The organism is Sphingomonas sp. 179-A 2A2 NHS, assembly GCF_045371305.1.
Classification (GTDB): domain Bacteria; phylum Pseudomonadota; class Alphaproteobacteria; order Sphingomonadales; family Sphingomonadaceae; genus Sphingomonas.
Genome location: NZ_JBIQDE010000004.1, coordinates 23,914 through 43,499, shown reverse-complemented (window position 1 = coordinate 43,499; position 19,586 = coordinate 23,914). Strand labels below are relative to the sequence as shown.

The window sequence follows — 19,586 nt, the reverse complement described above, 5'->3', positions numbered from 1 at the left end:
GGAAATGGACGCTCAGCGATCGCGGCTGAGCTCGTCCACCTCGTCCATGATCTCGTCCAGCGTCGGCTTTTCGCGGATGAGGCCCTGCGCCGTACGGGTCGTCATGTCATTGCCCGCCATCAGCGCCTCAAGCGCGACACGGCCGCGGGCGACACGGCTCTTGATCGTGCCGACCGCGACGCCGCAGATCTCTGCCGCCTCTTCGTAAGCGAAGCCGCCTGCCCCAACGAGGATCAGCGCCTCGCGCTGGGGCTGCGGAAGGTGGAGGAGCGCACGCTGCATATCGGCCAGCTCGACGTGCTTGTCCTGGCTGGCCGGTGCGGCGAGCAACCGATCGGCAACCAGATCGTCCCACTCACCCTTGAAGCGCGCGCGGCGCATCTGCGACAGATAGAGGTTGCGCAGGATGATGAACGTCCAGGCACGCATGTTCGTGCCTGCCTGGAAGCGTTTGCGCGCGGCCCAAGCCTTCAGCAGCGTCTCCTGGACAAGATCGTCCGCGAGATCACGGTTTCCCGACAGCGAGCGCCCGAAGGCGCGAAGATGCGGGATCACCTGACCCAGCTGCTGCTTGAATTCCGGATCGGATAGAGAAACGTGCTCAACCGGGCCGTCTTCGGCCGCGACTTCGTCGCGCGGTTCAGTTTCGGCCATAGTCTGTCGATCAATCCCCGCGCCGGTAGCACCCGGCGTTCCTCCGGCAAGATAGGTGGTGCCGGCGTGCTTTGCCAGCTGTTCAGTCAGCATTGCGCCTGATTACTGCCTGGAAAGAAGGATAATCGCGAAGATCACGATCACCAACACAAGCGATATCGGCAGAATGTAGCGCGTCATATGGGGGGTCGCACCCGCACGCGCTTCGGTTCCGGTAACCTCGACCCGTTCGTTTTCATCAGCCATGGCTGTTCAACCCCCGAAGACTGTTTTGGGTCCGTATCGAATTTACGAAACCGGCGCGGTCGACTGATCGAAGAACAAAGCCTGGCTGATCGCGGCCTTCACCGTCGAACGCTGGAACGGCTTGGTGATGAGGAAAGTCGGCTCCGGCCGTTCGCCCGTCAGCAGACGTTCCGGGAACGCGGTGATGAAGATCACCGGCACCTGGAATTCGGCGAGGATGTCCTTCACCGCATCGATGCCCGAGGAATCGTCGGCGAGCTGGATGTCCGCCAGGACCAGACCAGGGCGATCCTCCATCGCCAGCGCCACCGCTTCGTCGCGCGTGACGGCCACGCCGGTCACTTCGTGGCCGAGATCGCGCACGATCGTCTCCACGTCCATCGCGATGATCGGTTCGTCCTCGATGATCAGCACGCGGGCACGCGTCTGCTTCTCGATTTCGCCCAGCGCCTCGGCGACGAGCGCTTCGACTTCCGACGGGGTGACGTCGATCAGATAGGCCGCGTCCTCGGTCGAGAAACCTTCCATCGCGGTGAGCAGCAACGCCTGGCGCGACAGCGGCGTCATCCGCGCGAGACGTGCGCGAGCGACCGCTTCCTGATCGTCGACGAGGCCCGGATCGGCTTCCTCATCGCTGTTGGTGGAATTCCAGATCGCCTGGAAGGTGCGATAGAGGCCGAGACGCGGATCCACGTCGCGCGGGAATTCCTCCGGTGCGGCAACGATCGCCTCGAGCGTTGCACGCACATATTTGTCGCCCTGCGACTGGCTGCCGGTAAGCGCGCGCCCATAACGACGAAGGAACGGCAGGTGCGGCGCGAGCTGTTGTCCAAGCGACATGAGGCGGAACGACTCCATAGAAAAAGAGCATGGCTTTGGGCGCCATGCCCGGATTGATCAACTTCGTCGTTCCCCCCCGGGGGCGACACGACGCCCGGCAACGTATTTCGTTACCGGGTGATGGAACCAACGAACGGCTCTTTGGTTTCACGAACGCCAGCACGCTATTCAGTGGCTGGCGCTGCGGCCCGTATCCGGCCATTGGCAGACATCATTTTCACGGAACGGGTGTTCTCGGGGGGTTAGTGTTGGTTTCGGACAAGGAAGCGCCAGTCAAACCGGTGAAGAAGGGGGAGGCCAAGCCCCAGTCCAAGGACCGGGACATGGGAGCCGCCCTGCGATCGATCTATCAGAAGACCGTCGACGAGGCCGTCCCCGACGAGTTCATTTCACTGCTCGGAAAGCTCGGCTAGAGCCCCAACCATGACAGACGCGGCGGATGATTCGCGCGTTGGCGCGGCGCCGCCGACCTTCATGATGCGCTGGCCGACCGGCGCGAAACTCCTGTTCATTCTCTCGATCGCGCTGCTTCCACTCGCGATCATTGCCGTCTTCGCGACGCTGCGGATCACCCAGATCGCCGATACCGAGGCCCGCGCCGGCCTGCGGGTTGCCGCGGCCGAGAGCAGCCGCGCGCTGGCGATCGAGCTCGTCGGTGACATGACCGCGCTGCGCGTTGCGGTCGACGCTATGGAAAGCGATGCGCGTGACGCGCCAAGCTGCGCCCGGGTCCAGGGTGTCTTCGCGCAACAGGCAGCGAATGGCGCCCGCTTCGTCATCTTCGACCGGCGCGGTGCGGTTCTATGCGGTGCCGGCTTCCAGGGGGCACACGAGACGGCCCGCAAGGCGCGTGACAGCGCGGTCGCAGCACAGATCTTGCCTGATCGTGGACTGTTGCTGGGGGTCGCCGGCGACAAGCGCCAGGTGACGGCAGCGGCCTTCTTCCCGACCGATTTCCTAGCGGACCTGAGCCGCCCGAGCGGCTTCACCCCCGCCTATGCGGCGACATTGGTACGCGATGGGCAGGCGCTGGTGCTTCGCCCGATGCCGCGCGAATCGGCGCTTGAGCGGCGCGAGGCGAGCCGGACCGAGCTGGGCATTGGCGAGCTGGCGCTGGAGATGGAGGTGCGCTCGGCCCCCATAACATCCCCGCTGGTCATCGCGCTGCTGCTGCCGCTGATCATGTGGGCGGCGGCGGCGGGCATCGCCTGGTTCGTGGTGGACCATCTGTTGATCCGGCCGCTGCGGCGGCTACGCCGGCATGTCGCTGCCTTCACGCCGGGAGACGAGCCGGACGAGACGATCGTTCGATCCCTGCCCGCGCAGGAGCTGCGCGAGCTTGGCGACACGTTCCGCGCGCTGACCCATACGGTGGCGGTCCACGAAGCCGGGCTGGCCGAGGGCCTGGTGCGCCAGACGAAGCTTACCCGCGAGGTTCACCACCGGGTGAAGAACAACCTTCAGGTAATCTCCAGCCTGATCAACTTCCACGCGCGCGGCGCGAAATCGCCCGAGGCGACCGAGGCCTATTCCTCTATCCAGCGCCGCGTGGATGCGCTGGCGGTGGTGCACCGCAATCACTTCGCCGAGCTGGAGGAAAATCGCGGCCTGGGGCTGCGGCCCATGCTGGGCGAGCTGGCATCGAACATTCGCGCGACCTCGCCCGAGGGAACGCAGCTGCGCATCCAACTCGACATCGATCCCTATCTCGTCACGCAGGACGTGGCGGTGGCGGTGGCCTTCATCGTCACCGAGCTGATCGAGCTTGCGGTGCTGTGCGATCCTTCCGCCCAACTGCGGGTATCGTTGAAGGAATCGTCGGAGCCCGGACGGGCGACGCTGCGCGTCTCGTCCCGCGCGTTGGTCGAGAGCCCGGCGCTGCGCGAGGGACTGGCGACCCGTTTCGGTCGGGTGATCGAGGGGCTGTCACGCCAGTTGCGCGCGCCGCTCCACCACGATCCGCTGGCCGGCGCCTACGAGATCACGATCGCGGTTCTGGGCCGCGACTGAGCGGTTTGGCGAGGCGCGAAAGTTTTTTCGCAGCACGCCGAATTCTGCGGAACCGCCCTTCGAAAGCGACGTTTTGTACTTCGGATAGCGACCTTATGCCCCCCCGCTCTCGCTATCCGCGACATAGGCCCGGAAGCGTCAACCCTCCCCCCCCCCCGGTGACGCTTCCGGGCCTTATTATTTCGGGGCTTCTCCACATCATTGATGCAGCGGAACGAAGCGCGGCGTGACGCATTTGCGCTTTCGGCAGCACGCCGCGTCCAGGAGGAATCTTATGAAGAAGATGATCGGAATGATTGTGGTGGCCGGTGCGCTGATGGTGTCGGCATGCAACACCGTCAGGGGCGCAGGCGAGGACGTGTCCTCGGCGGGCGACGCGATCGCGAACACCGCCAAGTAACCTCGAGACACAAGGAATTCGCGACGGCGGGCGCGGCCAAGGGGGCCGCGCCCGCCGTTCGCTTATTCGGCGGCGGCGGGCTTTTCCGCGGTGCGCGCCCGGCGGCGCTCGGTGAACCAGATGCCGATCAACGCCAGTTCGTAGAGGAAGCACAAGGGGATCGCGAGCAGCAGCTGCGACCCGACGTCCGGCGGCGTGAGCACCGCAGCGATCGCGAAGGCGCCGACGATGGCGTAGCGGCGCGCGGAGACCAGCTGTTGCCGCGTGACGATCCCTGCCCGCTCCAGCAGCATCAGCAGCACCGGCAGCAGGAAGGCGATGCCGAAGCCGAACAGGAACTGCATGATGAACGAGAGGTAATTGCCGATCGCCGGCAGCGCCTCCTGGTTCACGCCGCCGACATCGCCCTGGAACCCCAGGAGGAAGTGGAGCGCCATCGGCACCGCAATGTAATAGGCCATCGAGGCGCCGGCGAGGAACAGAACCGGGGTCGCCAGCAGGAACGGCAGCAGCGCGCGCTTCTCGCTCTTGTAGAGGCCGGGCGCGACGAACTGCCACAACTGGTTCGCGATGACCGGGAAGGAGACCATCATCGCCGCGAAGAAGGCGACCTTGATCTGGACGAAGAAGGCCTCGAAGATCTCGGTGTAGATCAGCTTGGTCTGGCCGGCGGAAAGCAGCGGCTGAACCAGGAAGGAGAAGATGTCTTCCGCGAAATAATAGCTGATCGCGAAAGCGACCACGATCGCGGCGATGCAATAGAGCAAGCGGCGGCGAAGCTCGATCAGGTGATCGAGCAGCGGCGCGCGGGTTTCGTCGAGCTCGTCGGACATCAGGACGCGGCCCTGCCCTCGGCTGCGGCGGGACGCTCAGCTGGCGGGGGCGTCGGCACGCCGGGCCCCGCCGGAGCGCCGTCCTGGGCCTCCGGCGCAGGCTCGATCAACGGCTTCTCGACCATTACCGGCGGCTCATCCTCGCCCGCCGTCCACTGTGAAGCGGCCTGAGGTTCGGACGGCGCCGGCGTCGCCGTGATCATCGGATGCTCGCGCATGATCCGCTCATTCTCGGCCTGCCACTTCTTCTCCATCTCGGCGAGTTCGGCTTCCCGCACCATCTCGTCGAAGCCGGCGCGGAACTGGCGCGCGACACCACGCGCCTTGCCGACCCAATAGCCCGCGACGCGCAGCGCCTTGGGCAGATCCTTGGGGCCGATGACGACCAGCGCCACGACGGCGACGACCGCCATCTCGGAGAAGTTGAAATCAAGCATGCGAGAACCCGGCGCGACGGATCGTCAGATCAGCGCGCCACCTTGTCCTCATGCACCGTCGTCTCGGCGGCCGGGCGGGCTGCCGACTGCGCCTCGATACGCTGCGCCGGCTTGGCGGACACCTCGTCCTCCTCGTCGGCCATGCCCTTCTTGAAGTTCTTCACGCCCTTGGCGACGTCACCCATCATGCTCGAGAAGCGCCCGCCGCCGAGCAGCAGGATGGCAACGATTGCAAGAACAAGAATGTGCGGGAGGCTGAAGCTACCCATGGGAATTCTCCTGAAGTCCCGCCCATCTAGTCCTGATCGTCGCTCTTTTCCACCGCGAGTTGATCGAAGGCGAGATCGATCGGGTCGAGCAGGCCAGCCGCCCGCAGATCCTCGATACCCGGGAGGTCGCGGCGTGACTGAAGGCCGAAATGGGCGAGGAATTCCGGCGTGGTGACGAAGGTGAGCGGGCGGCCGGGCACTTCGCGGCGGCCGGCGGGACGGACCCAGCCCGCCTCCATGAGCACGTCGAGCGTGCCCTTGGAGATCTGAACCCCGCGGATTGCCTCGATTTCCGCTCGGGTCACGGGTTCGTGATAGGCGATGATCGCGAGTGTCTCGATACCGGCGCGGCTGAGCTTGCGTGCCTCCTCGCGGTGCCGGCGCAAGAGGTGCGCCATGTCGCCCGCGGTCTGGAACAGCCAGCGATCGCCGCGCCGGACGAGATTGATGCCGCGGCCGGCATAGTCCTGCGCCAGCCGATCTAGAGAGGCGCGCACGTCCCCCTCGCCGACGTGGGCGCGGATCGAATCGAGCGTCAGCGGCTCGGCCGCGGCGAAGAGGACCGCCTCCACCGCGCGGGTGAGTTCATCGGGCGGGGTCATGCCGGGGTACGCAGGTACAAGGGTGCGAATGGGGATGCCTGGCGCAGTTCGACCCGGCCCTGGCGCGCAAGCTCCAGCGCGGCAAGGAAGCTCGAGGCGAGCGCGGAGCGACGGAAGCCTTCACTCGCGGCGGGCGGCAGGAACTCCTCAATCACCGTCCAGTCGATCTCGGTACCGAGCAGCTCCGACACGCGGGCGATCGCCGCCTCAAGCGTCATCACCTGGCGATCCTGCACGACGTGCATCACGGGGCGGGTACGCGCACTGATCCGGCCATAAGCGGCGATGAGATCGTAGATCTCGGCCGACCAGCGCGCCTTGCGGATCGTGCGCAGCCCCTCGGGTGCCTTGCGGCCGAAGACGTCACGTCCCAGCCGGTCCCGCGCCATCAGCCGGGCGCCCGCCTCGCGCATCGCGGCCAGCCGTTCGAGCCGCAGCTGGAGGCGAAGCGCCAATTCCTCCGGGCTGGGCTCCACCTCCGGGTCGCGCGGCAGAAGGAGTGCGGATTTGAGGTACGCGAGCCACGCCGCCATGACGAGATAGTCGGCGGCAAGCTCCAGCTTCAGCGTGCGGGCGCGCTCGACGTACAGAAGATATTGCTCGACCAGCGCGAGGATCGAGATCTGCTTGAGATCGACCTTCTGGGCACGCGCGAGGTTGAGCAGAAGGTCAAGCGGCCCTTCCCAGCCGTCGAGATCGAGCGTCAGCTGCTCCCCGATCACGCCGCCGCCACGGCAAGCAACGCGTCGCGCTTCGCGATCAGCGCCGCGAAATCTCCAGCGGCAGGGGGCACGCAGGCCATCGCCGCATCGAGCCGTTCGCGCGAGCGGGGGGCGATTTCGCCCAGGCGGCCGGCGATCTCGATCATTTCCGGCATGCGCGCCCAGCAATCGAGCACGAGATCGCAACCGGCAGCGATCGCGCCGGCGGCCTTCTCTCCCGGCGTGCCGGACAACGCCTTCATGTCGATATCATCGGTCATGAGCAGGCCGTCGAAGCCGATGCGGCGACGGATCACGTCCTCGATCACGATCGGCGAGAGGGTAGCGGGGCGCTCCTTGTCCCACGCCTCGAAGATGATGTGGCTGGTCATCCCCATTGGCGCGCCGGCGAGCGCGCGAAACGGCGCAAGGTCGTCCTCCAGCTCCGCCTCGGACGCGGTGACGGTGGGCAGGTGATAATGGGTGTCGACGATCGCGCGGCCGTGGCCGGGCATGTGCTTCACCACGCCGACGACGCCGCCGGCCGCCAGCCCTTCCAGCGTCGCGCGGCCCATCGCAGCGACGCGCTTGGGCTCGCAGCCATAGGCACGACTGGTGATTGCCTCGGTAGTCTCGGCGCGAGCAACGTCGAGCAGCGGCAGGCAATCGACGGTGATGCCGACTTCCGAGAGCATCAGGCCAAGGGCCGTCGCGTTCGCGCGCGCCGCCTCGATCGCGGAGATCGGCGCCTTTTCGTATAATGCGTCGAAGGCCGGGCCTGCGGGGAAGGCCGGCCATTCGGGCGGGCCGAGCCGGGCGACGCGGCCGCCCTCCTGATCGACGAGGATGGCGACATCGCTGCGCCCCTCCAGATCGCGCAGGCTGTCGGAGAGCGCGCGAAGCTGTGCGCGATCGACGACGTTGCGCTTGAACAGGATGTAGCCGGCGGGGCGCGCCTCGGCGAAGAAGGCGCGCTCGTCGGGGGTGAGGACCGGGCCGGACAGGCCGAAGATCACTGGCTTCATGGGCGGTGGTTAGCCGGTCCCGCGGAATCCGTCACCCCGCGGGCGCATTGGGCCGTTCGCTTCGTCGGCTCAGCTGGTGACGAAGCACTTTTCGCCGGCGACGGTGAGGCGACCGCAGATGTCAGCGGCGGCACCAGCGCTGCCGGCGTTGACCTTCAGGCGATAGACCTTGCGCCCGTTGACCTCCGCCTGCTGCACCGATTTGCCGAGCGTCGCGACATAGGCAAAGCGCTTGGCGATCGCGCTCCACGCGGCATTGGCCGAGGCTTCGCTGGGGAAGGCGCCGAGCTGGACGAGCGAGCCACCCGAGGCGGCGCCGGGGACCGGGCCCTTCGGCGCCGTCATCGGGGCGGCAGCCTTCAGCTTCTCGACCGCCTGCGGCACCGATGCGACGACCTTGGGCGCGCCATCCTTGGCAGGGGCAGGATCACTGGCGCGGCGGCCGGTGATCGGCGCTTCGGGCACTGCCTTCAGATCGATCGAGGCCTTGGAATCGGCGCCCGCGCTGGCGGCGATGGCGGAATCGCCCTCGCCTTCCACCTTCAGCCCGCCCGGATCCTCCGGCTTGATCTTGTAATCGCCTTCCTGGGCGACGATCAGCTCGCCCTGCCCATCCGGCGCGCTGCCCTGCATCCTGAAGATGCCGAAGACGATCGCGGCAAGCAGCGCCAAGCCAAGGAGAACGAGGACGACGACGCGGAAGATGCCCGAGCCTTCCGGCTCGTCAGGCTCAACGGTTTCGAGCCAGGGTAGCCGGTCCTCGTCCCTGAGATCGAATTCGTCGCTCGCCATGCCCTACATCTCCGATACTGCCTCCACCCCCATAATGGAGAGACCGTTACGAATGATTTGCCCGATCCCATCGGCCAAGAAAAGTCGTGCGGCCGTGACGGCGGGATCGTCGGCGAGGACGAAGCGGCGATCGGGGCGATCGTTGCCGACATTCCACAAGGCGTGGAACGCAGCCGCCAAGTCATAGAGATAAAAGGCAATCCGGTGCGGCTCGCGCGCCGCCGCGGCGGTTTCCACGACACGCGGGAATTGCGCAGCCAGCTTCACCAGCGCCAGTTCCTCCGTATCAAGCCGGGACAAGTCCGGCGCGGAAAGTTCGACCTTCGCCTCCGCGGCACGGCGACGGAGCGAGGCGATCCGCGCATGCGCATATTGCACGTAGAAGACGGGATTGTCCTTCGACGCCTCGACCACCTTGGCGAAGTCGAAATCCATCTGCGCGTCAGACCGCCGGGTGAGCATCGTGAAGCGCACCACGTCCTTTCCAACTTCACGCACCACATCAGCAAGCGTAACGAAGTTACCGGAACGCTTGGACATTTTAACCGGCTCACCGGCGCGGAGCAGGCGCACCATCTGCACGAGCTTGACGTCGAAGCGGACCTTCCCCTCGGTGAGCGCGGCGACGGCGGCCTGGATGCGCTTCACCGTGCCGGCGTGATCGGCGCCCCAGATGTCGATCAGTTCGTCAGCGGTCTGCGCCTTCTGGAAGTGATAGGCGAGATCGGCGCCGAAATAGGTCCACTGGCCGTTCGACTTCTTGATCGGGCGATCCTGATCGTCGCCAAATTGCGTAGAGCTGAACAGCGGAAGCTCGACCGGCTCCCAGTCCTCCGGCGTCTCGCCCTTGGGGGCTTCGAGCGTGCCGTCATACACCAGGTCGCGCGCACGCAGCCACGCTTCGGCCGCCTCCGGCTTGCCCGCCGCCTGCAGCTCCGCTTCGGACGAGAAGATCTCGTGATGGATGCCGAGCAGCGCGAGATCCGCCTTGATCAGGCGCAGCATGGCAGCGACGGCTTCCTTGCGGAACAGCGCCAGCCACTCGGCCTCGGGTGCGTCGACGTACCGATCGCCATAGGTCTGGGCGAGGTGCTCACCGACCGGGACCAGATAGTCACCCGGGTACAGGCCCTCCGGAATGGTGCCGATGTCGGCGCCCAGTGCCTCGCGATACCGCAGGTGTGCGGAGCGGGCGAGCACGTCGACCTGGCCGCCGGCGTCGTTGACGTAATATTCGCGGATCACCTTGTGCCCGGCGAATTCCAGCAACGAGGCAAGCGCATCGCCGACCACGGCGCCGCGGCAGTGGCCCATGTGCATCGGGCCGGTGGGGTTGGCCGAGACATATTCGATGTTGACCGTCGTCCCCTGCCCGCGAGTCGCTCGACCATAGTCCGCGCCGGCGGTGGCGATCGCCGCCAGCTCGGCGCGCCAGCTTTCGTCCGTCAGGCGCAGGTTGATGAAGCCTGGTCCGGCGACTTCGACGGCGGTGACATCCTCGAGCTTGCCGAGTTCCGCCGCGATCTTCTCGGCCAGCGCGCGCGGGTTCTGCTTGGCGGGCTTCGCCAGCACCATGGCTGCATTGGTAGCAAGATCGCCGTGTGCGGGATCGCGCGGCGGCTCCACCGTCACGTTGCGGCGATCGACCGACGCATCCAGCGCGCCGGCGGCAACGAGGGCGTCGAGCGCAGCGTCAACATGCGCGGCGAAGCGGGGATAAAGCGTCATGACTACCGTTCTGTCCGTGAAGCCGCGCCCGATAGACCAACCGGAGCGATGCGACAAACGGTGAGCAGCGCGTGCAGAAACTGCAACCGGATCGGCACACTTTGCCATCGCCATGTTGCAGCGCAGCACATACGCTGCATTGCAGAAGATCAAGGAGGGGTGCCGGGTTTTCCACTCAGGAGATATCCGATGCGTAAGCTGATCACCACCGCCGCTTTCCTGACCGTCCTGGCCCCCGTTGCAGCGCATGCCGACGATCAGAAGACCTTCACGCACGAGCGTGACACCTATGTCTACGAGACCGCGAACAACGCCGATGGCAGCACCGTGATCACGGGTCGCCGCATCGGTGGTGAGCGTTTCCGCCTGATCCTGAAGGGTCAGCGCGTCACGGGCAACGTCGGCAACACGCCGGTCGCGTTCCGCGCGCCGCCGGCCGGCGGCACCGCGATCGTCACCGCCGCCAACTGAGCTGAAGACGGGCGGGCTACAGCGCCCGCCCGGGTTCAGGCCACGAGGCCTGAGAGCGGCGCGCCCTTTCCGATCGCCGGGAACAGCGCCGCGCCGGTACGCGCGGGATCGAGCGCGAAATGGCCGGCGAGCGCGCCGGCGATCAGATCGTCGAGCCGCATGGTCGGCTTCAGATCGCGCCCTTCGTAGAGTGTCGCCGGGGCGAGCCCCGGCCAGTCGGCCAGCACGCGGCCGCCCTTCACACTCCCACCCAGCAGCATCGCCGCGGCGCCCGTGCCGTGATCCGTCCCGCCGGTGCCGTTCACCGCGACGGTGCGGCCGAATTCGGTGGCGACCAGCACCAAGGTGTCGTTCCACACCGGGCCGAGCCCCTGTTCGAGCGCGGCGATCATCGCGTCCAGCCCCTTGAGCTGCGCGGCGAGCCGGCCCTTCTGGCCACTGTGCGTATCCCACCCGCCGGTCTCGATCATCGCGATTCGCGCGCCATCCGTCGGCAACAGCAGGCGCGCCGCGAGTGCACCGGTCTGCGCAGCGTTCTGGCCGTTGTTCCGGGTGAGATCGCCGGCGAGCTCGCGCGTGCCGAGCGCCTCGCTCCAAAGCGCGTGAAGCTGCGCATCGCCCTGGTAGAGCATCGAGACGCGCTGGAGCAGGTCGTCCGACGCATCGGGCAGCGCTGACGGGGCGTAGCTCGCCACCTTGTTGTCGCCGCGAAGCGCGATCGGCACGGTGGAGGAAACCGCAATCGCGCGCGCGCCGTCCTGCGGCAGCAGGCCGAGTAGGCGATTCATCCATCCATCGCGCGACTGGTAGGCGGCGGCGCCCCCGGTCTCGAGCACGTTCTGGCCGTCGAAATGCGAGCGATCACGATAGGGTGAGGCAATCGCCTGGACGAACAGGGCCTGACGCTGGCGGTACAGCTGTGCCGCGTTCGTCATCGACGGGTGAAGCGCGAACATCCCGTCGAGCTTCGTCGCGGCGGCGGCATCCTCCGCAAAGGCACCGCGCAGGCCGGCGAAGGCGGGATCGCCGACCGGCATCACGGTGGCGAGGCCATCGGCGGCGCCGCGCTGGATGATGAAGACGAAGCGGCGCTCGGTGGCGGCACGGGCGAAGGCCATGCGCGGGGCGAGGCCGGCGGCGAGCGTCGTCAGCGCGCCGCCGATGAGGAAGGAACGACGATCGTACATGGCGTTACCTCCGCATCATTTCGGGCGTGACGAGCAGCAGCGCGAGCGCCTGCCCCGGGCTTTCCGCGCGGCGCAGCGCTTCCGCGCTTGCGGGAGACAGGGCATCGGGGAAGAGTCGGGCGGCGAGCGCGCGGGCGTCCACATCGCTGCTGCGCTGGGCCAGCCGCTCGGCCGCTTCGACGCGGCGCATCAGCGCGTCGGAACTCGACCAGGTTGTTGATATGTCGTCGAAACCGCTCGGCTGACCGGGCTTCCAGACGGGCTGGCCAAGCTGGTTCTGGAGGCCTGCGCCGGAGCCGGCAGCGACCGCCTCCCTGCCCGTCGCGCGCATCGCGGCGATCGACCATTCCCACGGGCTGCGGAACTTGGCGGGCTGCGGCGACCAGGCTTCGGGGGAGGCGATGATCGCGCGATAGACGGTCGGCAAATCGCCGCCGGAGCCCAGAAAAGCCCGTTCCAGCCGTGCTATCATGGGCTCGGGCGGGGTATCGCTGGTGAAATGACGGGCAAGCTTGGTCGCCAGATGGCGCGCCGTGGCGGGATGATGCGCAAGATCGGACAGCACTGAACGGGCCTGATCCTCCGCGGCTTCGGGATAAGTCTTGCCAAGGATCGTCCGCGGGCCCGGTTCATGCAGATCGGCGGCGAAGGCGAAGCCGCCGGTTACCTCGCGTGCGCCGGTGCGGCGGCCGATTCCCGGCACCGTCCAGCCGGTGAGCGCGCGGGCAAGCTCCGTGACGTCGGCCTGGGAATAGCCGGTGCGCACGCCCATGGTGTGAAGCTCGAGGATCTCGCGCGCGAGATTCTCGTTCAGCCCGCCCTTGCGCGCCATGACGCGGGGACGCTGGCCGAAGCTGCTGCCCGGGCCGATCGATTCGGCCTGGTTGAGATAGAGCAGCATCGCGGGGTGCTGCTCCACCGCCAGCAGCAGATCGGCGAAGCTGCCCATGATGTTCGGCCGGATCGCCTCCATTTCGAAGACGCCGGCGAGCGCGGTGCTTGGCGCATTGTCCGCCGATACGGCGAAATGATTGGCCCAGAAATGCACCAGCCGCTCGGCGAACGGGGTAGGCGTGGTGAGCGCTGCGGCGATCCGCGCGTCGACCGCATCATTATAGTGGAAGCGAAGCGCGCGGCGCGCATCGCGGCGCAGGATCATCGCGGCAGTGACGTCGTCGTCCCCCGCCCCTCCCTGACCGGCGCCGTCGCCCTGATCACGGCCGGCGCGCCTCACCGCGCGGGCCTGCTCCTGATAGTCTGCGATGTCCTGCACCACGGTGGCGGTGGAGGACAGCGACTTGAGCGACGCGGGGCGCGGCTGATATTGTTTCAACTGCCGTTCAAGCCAGCCGCGCGGATCATCCGGCAGCGCATCTTCGGGACGCGCACCCAGGCCAAAGCGGTTCAGCGCGATCGATCGTTCGCTCATTCTCACAAATCCTCGTGCGCCACCCCATGGAACGAATTTGTCGCACGATTATGTCAAAGAAGCGCGCTGGTACGCGCAAGCGTGGTGATCAGCCCTGCGCGCCGGCTGCGGTGGTCTCGCTGATCGGATGCTTCGGTTCGGGCGACAGCGTGCGGGCGAGCGTCTCGAACCCGCCATCGGCGATACGGATCTCGTTGAAGGCGGGCGGCGAGGTGCGCAGCCGCTTCGACAGCGTGCCGGCGCCGATCAGCCGCACCGTCCAGTCGCCGCGCTGATAGGGCACGTCGAAGGGATCGTGGACATGGCCGGTCAGCACCGCATGTGCGCCGGCATCGGCGAGCGCCGCCAGTGCCTCGGCGCCGTTGCGGGTGCGCGCCGTGCCGCGCGTCGGACCTTCGATCAACGGGTGATGCGCCGCAACGAAGATGAGATTGCCCTTCGGCGCCTGGCGGGTGAGATCGAGCGCCCGCTGCAGGGCGCCGTCGCTGACGCGACCCTTGGACCAGTTGAGACGAAGCTGCGCCCGCGCGGTCGTCTTCAGCGGGATGATGGAGACGCCGGGAAGGTCGAGCGGCTGTTCGATCAGGCGTTCGGCCGCGCCGTAGCGCTTGTAGGGGCTGAACAGGCGGCGGATCGGATCGGAATAATAAGGGATGTCGTGATTGCCGACTTCGACGGTGACCGGCACGCCCAGCGAGCGCAGCCATTTGCCGCCAGCGTCAAATTCGTGCGGCTTGGCCCGCATCGTCAGATCGCCGGTCATGATCACCGCGTCCGGCCGTTCTTCGGCGACGCAGCGTTCGAACCAGGCGAGCGCCGCAGGATCCTCCGCACCGAAGTGCACGTCGCTTACGTGAAATAGCTTCATTGGCATGGCCAACGCCCTGCCCGCCTAATGGTTCGCGGGCAATCGCGATGGTTGCAATCACATCATCAGATACGACGATGCTTCCCGCCATATTGCTTGCCGATATAGCCGCCGATGCGCGCCATCTGATCGGCCGCGGCACGGGCCGCTTCGCCGCAGCAGGGCAGCGGATCAACGTCCGCCTGGGTCGCGCGCATCGCGACGCGATCGCACAAGGTTTCGATATCAGCCCGGGTGAGGATGTTCTTTTCACGAAGCAGACACAGCAAGCTCTGCAGGATGACGACGGCTTCCTCGCCCGAGTGCGATTCATGCACCATGGGTTCTCTCCTATTTATAGTACGGGAGAGTAACCATTTGGTTCCGGGGTGCAAGCCGCTCAGTTGAGGCCGCCGCCGAGCGCCCGGTAAAGCTCCACAAGGTTCGTCGCGCGTGCCTGACGGGTCGTCACCAGCTGTTGCTGCGCCGCATAGGACGTGCGCTGCGCATCCAGTGCGACGAGGAATGAATCGACCCCGGCGCGGTAGCGCGCGTCCGAGAGGCGAGCGGCGACCTGTGCCGCCTCTGCCCGCGCGGTCTGCGCTGCAACCTGTTCCTCGATCGTGCCACGCTGCGCCAGCGCATCGGACACTTCGCGGAAGGCGTTCTGGATCGCGCGTTCGTAGGTGGCGACCGCCGCCTGCTGAGACGCGCGGGCATATTCGAGGTTGCCCGCGTTACGACCGCCATCAAATAGCGGCAGCGCAACCTGCGGGCTGCCCGAATAGGTGAAGCTGCCGCTGCCGAAGAGGCCGGACAGCGCGGTGGAGATGGTGCCGATCGCCGCCGTCAGCGATATGCGCGGGAAGAAGGCGGCGCGCGCGGCACCGATGTTGGCGTTCTGCGCGATGAGCTGGTGTTCCGCCTGGAGCACGTCCGGACGGCGCAGCAGCACTTCGGAGGAAAGGTTGCCGGGCAGCGCGTCACGCGTCGGCGTCTCGGCGCCGAGGCCGCCGGGCAGCTGATCGGCCGGAATGGTGGTGCCGGCGAGGAGGTTCAGCGCATTCTGATCCTGCGCCACGCGCGTTTCGAGCACGGCAATGTCGTTGCGGGCGGCCTGATAGTTGGTTTCCGCCTGCCGCGCGGCAAGCTCCGACGCGACGCCGATGCGGAATTGCGCGCGGGTAAGGTCCAGCGACTGCTGGAAAGCCTTCAGCGTTTCACGGCTGATTCGCAGCTGTTCCTGATCCGCCGCCAGCGTGAGCCACGCGGTGGCGATTTCCGCGATCAGGCTGATCCGGGCCGACCGCTGCGCCTCTTCCGAGGCGAAATACTGCTCGAGCGCGGCCTGGCTCAGGTTGCGGACGCGGCCGAACAGATCAAGTTCGAAGGCCGAAAAGCCGAGATTGGCGGTGTAGATGCTGAGATCGGACGAACCGCCGGTCGCCGCGCCAGCGCCCGCCCCTGCGCCGACCCCGCCGCCCACTCCGCCGCCGGCACCAGTGCCGCCGCCAGCGCCGGTGCCGCCACCCGCGCCCGCCCCGGCACCTTGGGCGCCGAAGATGTTGTTGGTGTAGGTCGCGCCGCCCGAGAGCGAGGTGGTGGGCACGAGATCGGATCGCTGGACGCGATATTGCGCGCGCGCCTGAAGCACGTTCGCCGCGGCGACACGCAGATCACGATTGTTGGCGAGGCCGGTCTCGATCACCTGCCGCAGGCGCGGATCGACGAAGAAGTCGCGCCAGCCGACCGCCGTGATGTCCGGCACGTCGGTGGCGGCGCGCGGATAGACGCCGCCTTCCGGCAGAGTCGCCGGGACGGCGCCGACCGGGCGCACGTACTTCGGCGCGAGGTTGCACCCCGACAGGGCAGTCGCGAACGCCAGGGGCGCAAGGAGGGAACGGCGCTTCATCGTAATCATGCTCCCTGCGGCGCCGGACCCTCGTCCTGCTCCCGCAACGGTGGGTAATTGTGCGGCTGCGGATCGTTGCCCTCGGCATCGTCGCCCTTACCGTGGCCGAACAGCCGCGCGATCACGACGAAGAACATCGGGACCAGGAAGATCGCCAGCACGGTGGCGCTGAACATGCCGCCGACGACCGAGCGACCGATCGCATGCTGGCCACCGGCGCCCGCGCCGCTCGACAAGGCAAGCGGGAGCACGCCGAAGATGAATGCAAGGCTGGTCATCAGGATCGGACGCAAGCGCAGCTTGGCTGCCTCCACGGCGGCGTCGAACGGCTTCATGCCTTCGGCAATCCGTTCCTCCGCAAATTCGACGATGAGGATCGCGTTCTTCGCTGACACGCCGATCGTGGTGATGAGACCGACCTGCAGATAGATGTCGTTGTTGAGCCCGGTCATCGCCGCCGCGAGCAGCGCACCGATGACGCCGAGCGGCACCACCATGATGACCGAGATCGGGACCGACCAGCTTTCGTACAGCGCGGCAAGGCAAAGGAACACGATCAGCAGCGACAGGGCATAGAGCGCCGGTGCCTGGCCGCCCGACAGCCGCTCCTCATAGGAAAGGCCGGTCCATTCGAGCTGCGTGCCGGGCGGCAGCTTGGCCTGCATTTCCTGCATTGCTTCCATCGCCGTACCGGTGCTGACGCCGCGCCCGGGCGAACCCTGCAGCTGCATCGCCGGCTGGCCGTTGTAGCGGGTCAGCTGGACCGGCGCGTTGGTCCATTCCAGCTTCGAGAAGGCGTTGAACGGCGCCATCTGTCCATTGTCACCGCGCACGTAGAAGGAGCCGATGTCTTCGGGGCGCATGCGATAGGGCTCGTCCGCCTGCACATAGACGCGCTTCACGCGGCCGCGATCGATGAAGTCGTTGATGTACGAGCCGCCAAGCGCGGTCGCGATCGTCGAGTTGATCTGGCCGAGATCGAGGCCAAGCGCGCGCGCCTTGTCCTCATCGACATCGACCTTGAGGCTGGGCGCGTCCTCCAGGCTGAGCGGGCGGACCTGCGCGACGCGCGGATCCTGCGCGGCCATGCCGAGCAGCATGTTTCGCGCCTGCGTCAGCTTCGCGTGGCCGATGTTGCCGACGTCGACGAGCTGCGCGTCGAAGCCGGTGGCATTGCCGAGCTCCTGCACCGCGGGCGGCACCAGGGCGAAGATCATGCCGTCCTTATACTGCGAGAACGGGCCCATCGCGGCGGCGGCGATTGCCTGGGCGCTGTTCTCGCCACCCTTGCGCTCGTCCCACGGCTTCAGGTTCACGAAGGCAAGGCCGGCATTCTGGCCCTGGCCGGCGAAGCTGAAGCCGTTGACTGTGAACACCGCCTCCACGCCCGGCTGGGACAGGAAGTAGTTGCGGACGAGTTGCAGGCCCTTTTCGGTGCGCGAGGTGGTGGCGCCGGCGGGGCCCTGCACCAGCGCGATCACGGTGCCCTGATCCTCGTCGGGAAGGAAGGCGCTGGGCAGGCGCGCGAAGAGCACGACCATGCCGCCGACGATCAGCAGATAGACGAGCATCGAGCGCTTCCAGTTGCGCGCCGTCTTGCGCACCCCGCGTTCGTATTTCGCCTGGCCGCGATCGAACTTGTCGTTGAACCAGCGGAAGAAGCGGGCGAAGATCCCGTTGCCCTGGTTCTTGTTCGGATCGTGCGGCTTCAGGATCGTCGCGGCAAGCGCCGGGGTCAGGATCAAGGCGACCAGCACCGAGAGCACCATCGCCGAGACGATCGTGATCGAGAACTGGCGATAGATGACGCCGGTGGATCCGCCGAAGAAGGCCATCGGCAGGAACACCGCGGACAGCACCATGCCGATGCCGATGAGCGCGCCGGAGATCTCGTCCATCGACTTTCGCGCGGCGTCCTTGGGACTGAGCCCCTCGTCGACGATCAGGCGCTCGACATTCTCCACCACGACGATCGCGTCGTCGACCAACAGGCCGATGGCGAGCACCATGCCGAACAGGGTGAGCGTGTTGATCGAATAACCCGCGATCGCCATCACCGCGAAGGTGCCGAGCAGCACGACCGGCACCGCGATGGTCGGGATGATCGTCGCCCGCCAGTTCTGCAGGAACAGGAACATGACGAGGAAGACGAGGACCACCGCCTCGATCAGCGTGTGGACGACCTGCTCGACCGACAGGCGGACGAACGGCGTGGTATCGTATGGGTAGACGACCTTGACGTCGGACGGGAAGCTCTTGGCGATCTCCTCCACCCGCGCCTTCACCGCCTCGACGGTGTCGAGCGCGTTGGCGCCGGCAGCGAGGCGGACGCCGAAGCCCGAGGCGGGCTTGCCGTTGTAGCGCGCATCGAAGCCGTAGTTTTCCGCGCCGAGCTCGACCCGGGCGACGTCCCGCAGGCGCACAATCGCGCCGTCCTGCGACGTCTTGATGCGGATCGCGCCGAACTGTTCGGGCGTCTGGAGGCGCGACTGTACCGAGACGGTCGCGTTCAGCATCTGCTCCTTGGGCGCTGGCTGCGCGCCGATCTGGCCCGCCGAAACCTGCGCGTTCTGGGCGCGCACGGCGTTCTGCACGTCCGCGATCGTCAGCTGGTAATTGTTGAGCTTGAGCGGATCGACCCAGATGCGCATCGCATATTGCGCGCCGAACACCTGGAGTTCGCCAACGCCGGTGACGCGGCTGACGGGATCCTGCAGGCGCGAGACGACCATGTCGGCAAGATCGGTCGCGCTGTGCGATTCATCCTGCGAATAGAGGCCGACGATGACGAGGAAACTCGCCGCGGACTTCTGCACCTGAAGCCCCTGCTGCTGCACTTCCTGCGGCAGCAGCGGCGTCGCGGCCTGGATCTTGTTCTGCACCTGCACCTGCGCGATGTCAGGATCGGTGCCCTGCTCGAACGTCAGCGTGATGGTGAGGATGCCGGCCGAGGACGACGAGGAGGAGAAGTAGCGCAGGTTGTCGATGCCGCGCAGCTGCTGCTCGATGATCTGGGTCGTCGTCCGCTCGAGCGTCTCCGCGTCGGCGCCGGGATAGGTCGCGGTGATCGACACCGCGGGCGGCGCGATCTCCGGGAACTGCGCGACCGGGAGCGAGCGGATGGCGATGGCGCCAGCCAGCATCAGGACGATCGCGATCACCCATGCGAAGATGGGGCGATCGATGAAATAGCGTGACATCTG

The 19,586-nt window shown here is 66.8% G+C and carries 21 protein-coding genes; 4 read left to right on the top strand and 17 right to left on the bottom strand.

What is annotated here, in order from left to right; genetic code table 11:
• Positions 1-12 precede the first annotated feature (12 nt).
• The 3 genes from ACH0AE_RS09570 to ACH0AE_RS09560 all read right to left on the bottom strand — a co-directional run bounded on the left by ACH0AE_RS09570 (position 13) and on the right by ACH0AE_RS09560 (position 1,740).
• Positions 13-654: a sigma-70 family RNA polymerase sigma factor gene (locus ACH0AE_RS09570; RefSeq protein ID WP_294441754.1), complete on the bottom strand. Its 642-nt coding sequence runs from the start codon at positions 652-654 to the stop codon at positions 13-15.
• 102 nt (positions 655-756) lie between these two features.
• Entirely contained in the window at positions 757-900 is a 144-nt protein-coding gene (locus ACH0AE_RS09565; RefSeq protein WP_294441744.1) for a hypothetical protein, read from the bottom strand.
• A 42-nt stretch (positions 901-942) separates the two neighbouring features.
• Positions 943-1,740 (bottom strand): response regulator, encoded by a 798-nt coding sequence (locus ACH0AE_RS09560; protein WP_294441745.1) that lies wholly within the window; start codon positions 1,738-1,740, stop codon positions 943-945.
• A 29-nt stretch (positions 1,741-1,769) separates the two neighbouring features.
• Between ACH0AE_RS09560 and ACH0AE_RS09555 the strand changes: the two genes are divergently transcribed.
• The 3 genes from ACH0AE_RS09555 (at position 1,770) to ACH0AE_RS09545 (ending at position 4,150) form a co-directional block, all read left to right on the top strand.
• The gene (locus ACH0AE_RS09555) at positions 1,770-2,153 is read left to right on the top strand and encodes a NepR family anti-sigma factor (RefSeq protein WP_294441746.1); all 384 of its coding nucleotides are present in this window, start codon (positions 1,770-1,772) and stop codon (positions 2,151-2,153) included.
• A gap of 10 nt (positions 2,154-2,163) precedes the next feature.
• A complete protein-coding gene (locus ACH0AE_RS09550) occupies positions 2,164-3,750 on the top strand; it encodes a sensor histidine kinase (protein ID WP_294441747.1) in 1,587 nt (528 codons plus the stop codon).
• Between the two features lie 274 nt (positions 3,751-4,024).
• Positions 4,025-4,150 (top strand): entericidin A/B family lipoprotein, encoded by a 126-nt coding sequence (locus ACH0AE_RS09545; RefSeq protein ID WP_406875701.1) that lies wholly within the window; start codon positions 4,025-4,027, stop codon positions 4,148-4,150.
• Positions 4,151-4,212: 62 nt separating this feature from the next.
• Here the strand turns inward: ACH0AE_RS09545 and tatC are convergent, their stop codons facing one another.
• From tatC to argS, 8 genes are all read right to left on the bottom strand, one after another.
• Positions 4,213-4,983, bottom strand: coding sequence for a twin-arginine translocase subunit TatC (tatC, locus tag ACH0AE_RS09540; RefSeq protein WP_406875699.1), 771 nt, complete (start codon positions 4,981-4,983; stop codon positions 4,213-4,215).
• A complete protein-coding gene (gene tatB / locus ACH0AE_RS09535; protein ID WP_294444461.1) occupies positions 4,983-5,420 on the bottom strand; it encodes a Sec-independent protein translocase protein TatB in 438 nt (145 codons plus the stop codon). Before tatB ends, tatC begins: the two co-directional genes overlap by 1 nt.
• A gap of 29 nt (positions 5,421-5,449) precedes the next feature.
• A complete protein-coding gene (locus ACH0AE_RS09530; RefSeq protein WP_294444460.1) occupies positions 5,450-5,689 on the bottom strand; it encodes a twin-arginine translocase TatA/TatE family subunit in 240 nt (79 codons plus the stop codon).
• Between the two features lie 26 nt (positions 5,690-5,715).
• A complete protein-coding gene (gene scpB, locus ACH0AE_RS09525) occupies positions 5,716-6,291 on the bottom strand; it encodes an SMC-Scp complex subunit ScpB (protein ID WP_294444459.1) in 576 nt (191 codons plus the stop codon).
• The gene (locus ACH0AE_RS09520; RefSeq protein WP_294444458.1) at positions 6,288-7,013 is read right to left on the bottom strand and encodes a ScpA family protein; all 726 of its coding nucleotides are present in this window, start codon (positions 7,011-7,013) and stop codon (positions 6,288-6,290) included. The genes scpB and ACH0AE_RS09520 overlap by 4 nt, the downstream gene beginning before the upstream one ends.
• Entirely contained in the window at positions 7,010-8,017 is a 1,008-nt protein-coding gene (locus tag ACH0AE_RS09515; RefSeq protein ID WP_294444457.1) for a glycoside hydrolase family 3 N-terminal domain-containing protein, read from the bottom strand. The genes ACH0AE_RS09520 and ACH0AE_RS09515 overlap by 4 nt, the downstream gene beginning before the upstream one ends.
• A gap of 69 nt (positions 8,018-8,086) precedes the next feature.
• On the bottom strand, positions 8,087-8,809 hold the full coding sequence (locus ACH0AE_RS09510) for an SPOR domain-containing protein (RefSeq protein ID WP_294444456.1): 723 nt from the start codon (positions 8,807-8,809) through the stop codon (positions 8,087-8,089).
• 3 nt (positions 8,810-8,812) lie between these two features.
• The gene (argS, locus tag ACH0AE_RS09505; RefSeq protein WP_406875696.1) at positions 8,813-10,537 is read right to left on the bottom strand and encodes an arginine--tRNA ligase; all 1,725 of its coding nucleotides are present in this window, start codon (positions 10,535-10,537) and stop codon (positions 8,813-8,815) included.
• A gap of 189 nt (positions 10,538-10,726) precedes the next feature.
• Between argS and ACH0AE_RS09500 the strand changes: the two genes are divergently transcribed.
• The gene (locus ACH0AE_RS09500) at positions 10,727-11,008 is read left to right on the top strand and encodes a hypothetical protein (RefSeq protein ID WP_294444453.1); all 282 of its coding nucleotides are present in this window, start codon (positions 10,727-10,729) and stop codon (positions 11,006-11,008) included.
• Positions 11,009-11,043: 35 nt separating this feature from the next.
• Here ACH0AE_RS09500 and ACH0AE_RS09495 read toward each other — a convergent pair whose 3' ends face one another.
• The 6 genes from ACH0AE_RS09495 to ACH0AE_RS09470 all read right to left on the bottom strand — a co-directional run bounded on the left by ACH0AE_RS09495 (position 11,044) and on the right by ACH0AE_RS09470 (position 19,583).
• Positions 11,044-12,195 carry a DUF1501 domain-containing protein gene (locus ACH0AE_RS09495; RefSeq protein ID WP_406875694.1) on the bottom strand — a complete coding sequence of 384 codons (1,152 nt, stop codon included), beginning with the start codon at positions 12,193-12,195 and terminating at the stop codon, positions 11,044-11,046.
• A 4-nt stretch (positions 12,196-12,199) separates the two neighbouring features.
• Positions 12,200-13,624, bottom strand: coding sequence for a DUF1800 family protein (locus tag ACH0AE_RS09490; RefSeq protein ID WP_294444452.1), 1,425 nt, complete (start codon positions 13,622-13,624; stop codon positions 12,200-12,202).
• An 88-nt stretch (positions 13,625-13,712) separates the two neighbouring features.
• Complete coding sequence (locus tag ACH0AE_RS09485; protein WP_294444464.1) at positions 13,713-14,492, bottom strand: metallophosphoesterase; 780 nt, start codon at positions 14,490-14,492, stop codon at positions 13,713-13,715.
• Positions 14,493-14,557: 65 nt separating this feature from the next.
• The gene (locus ACH0AE_RS09480) at positions 14,558-14,812 is read right to left on the bottom strand and encodes a hypothetical protein (protein WP_294444451.1); all 255 of its coding nucleotides are present in this window, start codon (positions 14,810-14,812) and stop codon (positions 14,558-14,560) included.
• Between the two features lie 59 nt (positions 14,813-14,871).
• Positions 14,872-16,392 carry an efflux transporter outer membrane subunit gene (locus tag ACH0AE_RS09475; protein WP_294444450.1) on the bottom strand — a complete coding sequence of 507 codons (1,521 nt, stop codon included), beginning with the start codon at positions 16,390-16,392 and terminating at the stop codon, positions 14,872-14,874.
• The gene (locus ACH0AE_RS09470) at positions 16,389-19,583 is read right to left on the bottom strand and encodes an efflux RND transporter permease subunit (protein WP_294444449.1); all 3,195 of its coding nucleotides are present in this window, start codon (positions 19,581-19,583) and stop codon (positions 16,389-16,391) included. Before ACH0AE_RS09470 ends, ACH0AE_RS09475 begins: the two co-directional genes overlap by 4 nt.
• Between the last annotated feature and the right edge of the window lie 3 nt (positions 19,584-19,586).